At 75.5% G+C, this 8,484-nt stretch carries 4 protein-coding genes; 1 reads left to right on the plus strand and 3 read right to left on the minus strand.

Going from position 1 to position 8,484, the window contains the following annotated elements:
- Positions 1 to 273: 273 nt before the first annotated feature.
- On the plus strand, positions 274 to 960 hold the full coding sequence (locus Q0817_RS19580) for a hypothetical protein (protein WP_298592027.1): 687 nt from the start codon (positions 274 to 276) through the stop codon (positions 958 to 960).
- Between the two features lie 67 nt (positions 961 to 1,027).
- Here Q0817_RS19580 and Q0817_RS19585 read toward each other — a convergent pair whose 3' ends face one another.
- The 3 genes from Q0817_RS19585 to Q0817_RS19595 all read right to left on the minus strand — a co-directional run bounded on the left by Q0817_RS19585 (position 1,028) and on the right by Q0817_RS19595 (position 8,321).
- Positions 1,028 to 2,521, minus strand: a complete 1,494-nt coding sequence (locus tag Q0817_RS19585; RefSeq protein WP_298592031.1) for a stealth conserved region 3 domain-containing protein — start codon at positions 2,519 to 2,521, stop codon at positions 1,028 to 1,030.
- 163 nt (positions 2,522 to 2,684) lie between these two features.
- Positions 2,685 to 3,527: a DNA-formamidopyrimidine glycosylase family protein gene (locus Q0817_RS19590; protein WP_298592029.1), complete on the minus strand. Its 843-nt coding sequence runs from the start codon at positions 3,525 to 3,527 to the stop codon at positions 2,685 to 2,687.
- Positions 3,528 to 3,554: 27 nt separating this feature from the next.
- Entirely contained in the window at positions 3,555 to 8,321 is a 4,767-nt protein-coding gene (locus tag Q0817_RS19595; RefSeq protein ID WP_298592034.1) for a DEAD/DEAH box helicase, read from the minus strand.
- Positions 8,322 to 8,484 lie beyond the last annotated feature (163 nt).

An 8,484-nucleotide genomic window follows, 5' to 3' on the forward strand; every position in this document is an offset into this window, starting at 1 on the left:
CGCCCCGGCACGCCGCGGCGCGGCCCGGCGGTGTGCCGTCGAATGCCCCTCTGACCAGGCGCGACTCCGGCGCCCCTGTGCGGGGGAGCCGGCTCCGGCTCGACCCCTCGGCGCCGCGCGCACCGGCCGGTGATCGGTGCGCGCGGCACCGAGGGCGCGGCCGCCGGGCGGTCCGGCACGCTGCTCCCCGCCACGACGCCGGGGCTGCTGGCCGGACCCGCGCGGCTCTGCTTCCATTGAGGAACGTGGGGGCCTACCGAGGAGGAACATCCGATGGAAACCTGGATCTGGATCGTGCTGGCCGTGGTCGTGCTGGCCGTGGTCGTCCTGGCCGTGCTGGCCGGGAGCCGCAAGAAGAAGGAGCGCGACGCCGCGGAGCGGCGGGAGAACCAGCAGCGTGCCGCCGAGCTGCGCGCCCGCAGCGAGGAGGAGGACCTCTCCGCCCGTGAGCGCAAGGCGGACGCGGACGCGGCCCGCGCCGAGGCCGAGAGGGCCCGGATCGAGGCCGACCGCCTCGAGCAGGACGCCCAGCGGCGCACCGAGGACGCCGAGAAGGTGCGCCAGGAGGCGGAGACCCACCGCCGGGACGCCGCGGCGCTCGTCCCGGACGGGGACGACTCCGCCGGGGGCGACACCGCGCGCGGACGCCACGAGGACGTCACCGACCGCGGATCGGGTGCCCGCTCCGACGAGGCGCCCTGGCAGGACGGTGACGCCGGGCCGGACCCGCGGACCCCGACCGACAGCGACGTCCGGACCGATGGCAGCGCGCGGGCCGACGGTGACGCCGGGCCGGACGTGCGGCCCCGGAACGACGGCAGCGCGCGGACCGACGGTGACGCCGGGCCGGATCTGCGGCCCCGGACGGACAGTGACGCCCGGACCGACAGTGGTTCCCGAACCGACGGTGACGCCCGGACCGACGGCGACCTCGGACCCGGGGAGCGTCCGCGCGCCTGAGCCCCGGTGACGGACGCGGCCGGCGCCGGGATCCCGGCGCCGGCCGCGGGCCCGTCGGTCCCTGCGGTCACTTCTCCCAGGGAGCCTGGATGGGGTAGTAGCGCTCGAGGAACTCCGTCATCCGCTCCGCCCGCTCGGGGCCGGGCACCTCCGGGAAGCTGCCGTCGTTGAGGCAGAACATGTCCAGGTTGCGCCGGCCGAGCATCTTCTCCATCTGCTGCAGCCCGGAGCGCGTGGTGGTGTCCACGTACAGCGTGCGGGCCGTCTCCTGGGTCACGGCCCGGCCGGTCAGCAGCGCGTAGTAGTGGTAGAGCGAGTTCGTCACCGAGATGTTGTCCGCGGCCCGGAAGCGGCTGGCCGCGGTGCGGGCGAACTCCGTGGGGAACTCCTGCTCCATCTCGGCCACCACGCTGCGCCGCAGGGGTGCGGCACAGTGCTGCAGGTGGCGGGTCGTGATCCGGCCGAAGCGCTCCCACAGGAGCCGGCGGTTGACGCGGGCCGCGTTCTCGAAGCCGGAGCGCTCGGCGTGGTTCTCGCCCAGGCCGATCCGGGTCTCGTTCTCCACGAACTTCGTGACCCCGCCGGGCGAGAAGAACATCGCGGGGCCGACCGGGCGGCCGAAGAACATGTCGTCGTTGGAGTACAGGTAGTGCTCCGAGAGCCCCTCGATGCGGTGCAGCTGCGCCTCCACCGCCTGGGAGTTGTAGATCGGCAGCGCCGAGGTGTCCGCGAAGAACTCCTCGCTGCGCACGACCCGCACCCGCGGGTGCTCCGCCAGCCACGCCGGCGGCCGGGAGTCGGTGGCGATGTAGATGTTGCGCACCCACGGGGCGAACATGTACACCGAGCGCAGAGCGTACTTCAGCTCGTCGACCTGCCGGAAGCGGGCCTCGTGCGCATCGCCCTCGCCCACCACGGCGTCGGCCATGTACGAGGCCCGGACCTTGCGGTACTCCTCGTCGGAGCCGTCCACCCACGAGAAGATCATGTCGATCTCGAAGTCGATGTCGATGGCGTGGTCGGCGAACATGTTCTCGATCGTCGGCCAGGTGGTGCCGAAGCGCTCCACGGTGCCGCGCACGGCCTCGGCCGCCGGGACGGTGCGCCGGGTCAGGGAGTTCTCGATGGGCAGCCGGATCTCGTCCTCGCCGAACTCCCAGAGCTCCACCTGCACGCCGGTGCCGGCGCCGTAGTAGAGCTTGGACTCCGCGGAGTAGTGGGGCCGGAACAGCCGCAGGACCCGGGCGTTGCGGCGCGAGGACAGCTCCCCGTCGGCCAGCAGCTGCACGGTCTTCTTCTTGGTGTCCATCGGCTTGACGTAGTACGGCTCGCCCACGGCCGCGTCCACCAGGGCCTGCCGCAGCCGGGGCCGGTCGCTGAGGTCCACCGCGATGACGGGGCGCTCGTCGTTGCCCCGCACCAGCAGGTAGTCGACCCCCGCGGAGTCCAGGACCCCGCGCAGGAAGAGCAGGTTCTGGACCATGACGTCGTGCGGGGTCTGGTCCGTGATCCGCAGGGCGAAGCGGTCCTTGTAGCGGACGACGTCCTCGCGCTGGTCCAGGGCCGCGGCGGAGGCACGGGACGCGGAGCGGAACTCCTCGCCGTCCGCGCCGTCCTCGGGTGCCGCGAAGTACTCTGCGCCGAGCAGGGTCGTGTTGATGGTGCCTCCTCATGATGTCGGGCCGCTGTGGCGGCGATCTCATGATAAGCCGCAACGGCCGGACTCAGGAGGGGAGGGGCTGGCAGCGGTCGCAGAACCACACCGCGCGGTCCCGCGGCGGCCCGGGGTGCGGCTCGCCGGGCACGAGCTCGGCGTCGTCGATCCGCGCCTCCCGGATCGGGGCCCCGCACCGGCGGCACGGCTGCCGACCGCGGCCGTAGACCCAGAACTGCTCGCCGCGGCGGGCGGGGCCGCCCACCGTGGAGCGCTGCGAGCGGTCCCGGTTGGCGTGCAGCAGCAGGTGGGAGAGGTCCACGACCGCGCCGAGGTCCGGGACGGCGGCCACCGGGGTGAAGGGGTGCAGCCGCTGCAGGAACAGCACCTCGTTGCGGTAGACGTTGCCGATCCCGGCGAGGTTGCGCTGGTCCATGAGCGCGGCCCCCACGTGCCGGCGCGGATGGCGGGCGAGCCGGGCCAGGGCCTCGGCCCGGTCCCAGTCGGGACCCAGCAGGTCCGGGCCGAGGTGGCCCACGAGCTCGCCCTCGTCGGCCGTGGCCACGAGGTCCAGCATGCCGAGGTCGAAGCCGACGGCCTGCGCGGCCGCGTTCTCGAGCACCGCCCGGGCCTGGTGCCCGGGGCGCCGCCACCGGGCGCCGCGCGGGTAGACGTGCCACATGCCCTCCATGAGCAGGTGGGAGTGCAGGGTGAGCGGGGGCAGCCCGCCGGGTCCGCCGTCGGTGCGGAGCAGCAGGTGCTTGCCCCGCGGCACCACCTCCGTCACGGTGCGCCCCGACAGGTCCGCGGTGGCGATCGACGGGAACCGGAGGTCGCTGCGGGTCAGGACCTTCCCGGCCAGGGCGCGGCGCAGCAGGGCGGCCTGGCGGTAGACGGTGTCACCCTCGGGCACGGCCGCCCCCGGGAGCCGGGTCCGCGCTCATCGGCGCATCCTCAGTCCGCGCGGTGTCGAGTAGAACCCGCCGGCCAGCAGGGACTCCCGCACCGCGGTCTCGACCGGGCCGTGCCCCAGGACCCCGGCGCCGTTGACCTTCTCGACGGTCAGCTTGTCCACCGCGCCCCGGCGGACGGTCTCGGCCACGGCGGGCCCGGCGGCGGCCAGGGCGGCGGTGTCGTCGGTGAACGCGAGGACGGTGCGGCCGCCGCGCTCGACGTACAGGGTCAGGGCCCCGTCCACGAGCACGACGACGGCGCCCGCCTTCCGCCCGGGCCGGTGCCGCCCCGCGGGCGCACCCCCGCCGTCCGGGGCGGGCACGGACACGGGCTCCGGCCACTCGAGCGCCGCGCCGTAGGGGTTGGCGGGGTCGGTCGCGGCCAGCGCCAGCGCCACGGGCTCCTCGGCGCGGACCTGGTCGTCGGTGCTGAACGTGCGCAGGTGGTCCACCGTGGCGGCCTGCGCGAACTGGGCGGCGCCCAGTCCCTCGATGAAGTAGCCGCGGCGGGCCCGGCCCGTGTCCTCGAGCGTGGAGAGCACCTTGTACACGGTGGCGAAGCCGCCGGGGAGCTCCTCGACCGCCACGGGGCCCTTGGTCACCACGCCGTAGCGGTCCATGAGCAGCTCCGCGGTGGCCGACGCCCGCAGCGTGGGGTCGAGGGGCTCGGGGCGCAGCACCGACCAGCGCCCGGCCACGAGCGGGGAGTCGTGACGCTCCAGGGTGGCCGCGCCGGTCGGGGCGCGCAGCGCCCCGCCGATCCCGGGGCGTGCGGACGCGCCGGGGCGCAGCCGGGCGGCGCCCCGGCGGGACGTGGTGCGGCCCCGGGGTGCCCGGGCCTTGTGCCGGTGGGCGGCCTGCCCGCCGGAGAGCAGGGAGCGCACGGGCAGGAAGGTGTCGTTGGTGATCAGACCGGCCCAGACGAGGTTCCACAGCGCGGTGGTCAGCTCCGCGGCGGGAACGGGCTCCCCGGCGGCGTCGAGCAGGCCCAGCAGCTGCGGGAAGAACCACGCGCCGCCGGGGGCCAGGACGTCGAGCACCCGCCGCTCCAGCGTGGAGTCCAGGGCCGCCGCCGCGATCGCGAGGGTCTCCGCCGGGGGGAGGGTCAGCTGGGCGGCCTCGCTCAGGTGCAGCGACACCCAGCCGTCGTCGCCCGCCAGGGACCCGGCCCCGGACCAGAGCACCTCCCCGGAGGCGGTCAGCTCGTCCAGCAGCTCGGGCCGGTAGTCGGCCACCCGGGCCGCGAGCACGAGCGGCTCCCAGGCCGAGGCGGGCACGGCGACGCCCGCGAGCTGGTCCACGACCGTCAGCACCCCGTCCTCGCCGCGCAGCTGGTGGTCCCGGCCGACGTGCTGCCAGGCCGGCAGGAACCGGGCGTAGACCTGCCCGGAGACGGGCTCCACGTCCCGGCGCAGGGCGGCCAGCGAGCGGCGCCGGATCCGGCGCAGCACCTCCGCCTCGCACCACTCGGAGGCCGCGGGGCCGGCCCCGCCGCCGTCGGGGCGCACGGGCCGGAACTCGCCCTCGACCACGCGCCGGTCCGCGGCGAGCCGCTCCAGCGTGGTGCGCACCACGGCCGTGCCCAGCCCGAGCCGGGCGGCGGCCTCGTCCACGGTGAAGGGCCCGTGGGTGCGGGCGTAGCGGGAGACGAGGTCGGCCAGGGGATCCTCGACCGGCTCCACGAAGGCCAGCGGCACGCCCATGGGCAGGGGGACCCCCAGCGCGTCGCGCAGCCGCGAGGCGTCCTCGATCGCGGCCCAGTGCTCGACGCCGCGCAGGTGCACCCGCAGCGCGCGGTTGGCGGACACGAGCTGGTCGAGCCACGCGGTGGCGACGTCCTCGGGGCACGAGGACTCCGGGTCCTCGGGGTCCTGGAGCCGGCGGACGGCCTCGGCGGTGGTGAGCGGACCGAGCAGGCGCAGCAGGTCCGCCGCGCCCTCGACCCCGCGCAGCCGGCGGTCCGGGGCCAGGCGCTGCAGCTCCGCCTCCGTGCGCTCGATGACCTCGGGGTCCAGCAGCTCCCGCAGCTCGGCGCGGCCCAGGAGCTCGTTGAGCAGGGCGGCGTCGAGGGACAGAACCGCCGCCTTGCGCTCGGCCAGCGGCGAGTCGCCCTCGTAGAGGAACTGCGCCACGTAGCCGAAGAGCAGGGTGCGGGCGAAGGGCGAGGGCTGCTCCGTGGTGGTCTCGACCACCCGGATCGCGCGCCGCTCGACCGCCCGGTGCAGCTCCTTGAGCGCGGGCAGGTCGTAGACGTCCTGGAGGCACTCGCGGATCGTCTCCAGGATGATCGGGAACTGCGGGTACTTCCGGGCCACGTCCAGCAGCTGCGCCGAGCGCTGGCGCTGCTGCCACAGCGGGGAGCGCCGGCCGGGGTCGCGCCGGGGCAGCAGCAGGGCCCGGGCGGCGCACTCCCGGAACCGGGACGCGAACAGCGCCGAGCCCCCCACCTCCTCGGTGACGATCTGGTCGAGCTCGTCGGCGTCGAAGAGGAACAGCTCGGCCCCGGGGGGCTCGTCCTCCATGGCCGGCACGCGCAGCACGATCCCGTCGTCGGCGGCCTGCGCGGAGCCGTCCAGTCCGTACCGCTCGTGCAGCCGGGCTCCCACGGCCAGCGCCCACGGGGCGTGCACGGGCATCCCGAACGGGGAGTGCAGCACCACGCGCCAGTCCCCGAGCTCGTCGTGGAAGCGTTCGACGACGAACAGCCGGTCCGAGGGGACCTGCCCCACGGCCTCCTTCTGCTCGCCCACGTAGGCCAGGAGGTTGTCGGCGGCCCACTCGTCGAGACCGGCCGCGCGCAGCCGGGCGCGGGCGTCCTCCGCGGAGGCCCCGGCGATCTCGCGGTTGAACCGGCCCACCGCGCGGCCCAGCTCCACGGGCCGGCCGGGGCCGTCGCCGTGCCAGAACGGGAGCTTGCCCGGTACGCCCGGGGCGGGGGAGACGATGACGCGGTCGTGGGTGATCTCCTCGATCCGCCAGCTGGAGGCGCCCAGGGCGATCACGTCCCCCACGCGGGACTCGTAGACCATCTCCTCGTCGAGCTCGCCCACCCGCTTCGAGTTCTTCCCGTCCTGCTCGCCCACGAGGTAGACCGCGAACAGGCCGCGGTCCGGGATCGTGCCCCCGGAGGTCACGGCCAGGCGCTGCGCCCCGGGCCGGCCCTCGATGGTCCCGGTCTCCCGGTCCCACACGATCCGCGGGCGCAGCTCGGCGAACTCGTCGGACGGGTAGCGGCCCGCGAGCAGGTCCAGGGTGGCGTCGTAGGCGGAGCGGGGCAGGGTCAGGAACGGGCAGGACCGGCGGACGGTGTCGAACCACTCCTCGACGTCGATCGGCCCCAGCGCGGTCGCCGCGACGGTCTGCTGGGCCAGGACGTCCAGGGGGTTGAGCGGGACCGCCAGCGGCTCGATCCGGCCCTGCAGCATCCGCTCCACCGTGACCGCGGCGTCCAGCAGGTCCCCGCGGTGCTTCGGGTAGAACCAGCCGCGCGAGACCTCGCCCACCTGGTGCCCGGCGCGGCCCACGCGCTGCAGGCCCGAGGCCGCCGAGGGCGGGGCCTCGATCTGGACGACCAGGTCCACCGCGCCCATGTCGATGCCCAGCTCCAGGGAGGACGTGGCCACGACGCAGCGCAGCCGCCCCGTCTTGAGGTCGTCCTCGATGACCGCCCGCTGGTCCTTCGAGACCGACCCGTGGTGGGCGCGGGCCAGCACGGGCGCCGCGCCCTCGTAGCGGCCGGTCTGCCGGCGCAGGTCCGCAGGCTCGGGGGCCCCGCCGGCCGCGCCCGGGTCCCGGCCGGCCAGGGCGGAGCGCAGCACGTCCCCGACCTGCCGGGGCGCGGAGCCCGCCGGGACCCCGGGCGCACCGGCGTCCTCGTGCGGGCCGGCGCCGTTCCGGCCGGCGCTGTTCCGGAGGTCGCCGTTGCGGAGGTCGCCGTCCGGGGCGCCGTCGTCCGGGGCCGTGTGCTCCACCCGGAACGCGTAGATCTCGTTGAGCCGCGCCGTGAGCTTCTCGGCGAGGCCGCGGGAGTTGGCGAACACGATGGTCGACCGGTTCTCGAGCACCAGGTCCACGACCCGCTCCTCGACGTGCGGCCAGATCGACGCCGTGGTCGTGGGGGCGAGGGCGTCGAGGTCGTCGTCCCCGAAGGCGGAGCCGGCCAGGGACGGCGAGGCGCTCGGCCCGCCCAGCACCGTCATGTCCGGGATGGGCACCGAGACGGTGAGGTCCCACGTCTTCTCCGCCCGCGGCGCGACGACGGTGACCGGTTCCCGCCCGCCCAGGAACCGGGCGACCGTCTCGATCGGCTCGACGGTCGCGGACAGCCCGATGCGCTGCACCGGCTGCTCCAGCAGGGCGTCCAGCCGTTCGAGCGTGACGGCCAGGTGCGCCCCCCGCTTGGTGCCGGCCACGGCGTGCACCTCGTCCACGATCACCGTCTGCACGTCGGTGAGGGTCTCCCGCGCCTTGGACGTGAGCATCAGGTACAGCGACTCGGGAGTGGTGATGAGGATGTCCGGGGGATTCGTGAGCAGCGCCCGGCGGATCGCCTGGGGCGTGTCCCCGGAGCGGACGCCCACGCTGATCTCCGGCGGCTCGATCCCGGCGTGCCGCGCGGTCTGCGAGATGCCGATCAGGGGGGCGCGCAGGTTCCGCTCCACGTCCACGCCCAGGGCCTTGAGCGGGGAGATGTAGAGGACACGGGTCCCGCGCCGTTCGCCCGCGGCGCTCGCGGAGCGGGCCTTGGCCCGCAGGGTCCCGGCGCCGGGCGCTGCGCCGGCCGGCGTGCCGGCGTCGAGGATCTTCCCGGCGCGCCGGCCGGGGGGGGACGGGGGCGGGGGCCGGGCTCAGGCCGAGCGGAACGGGCCGGAGCCGAAGGAGGATCCGGCGCCGAAGGAGGTGCCGACGTGCGCGGCG

It is taken from the genome of uncultured Kocuria sp. (assembly GCF_947500125.1).
Taxonomy (GTDB): Bacteria; Actinomycetota; Actinomycetes; order Actinomycetales; family Micrococcaceae; genus Kocuria.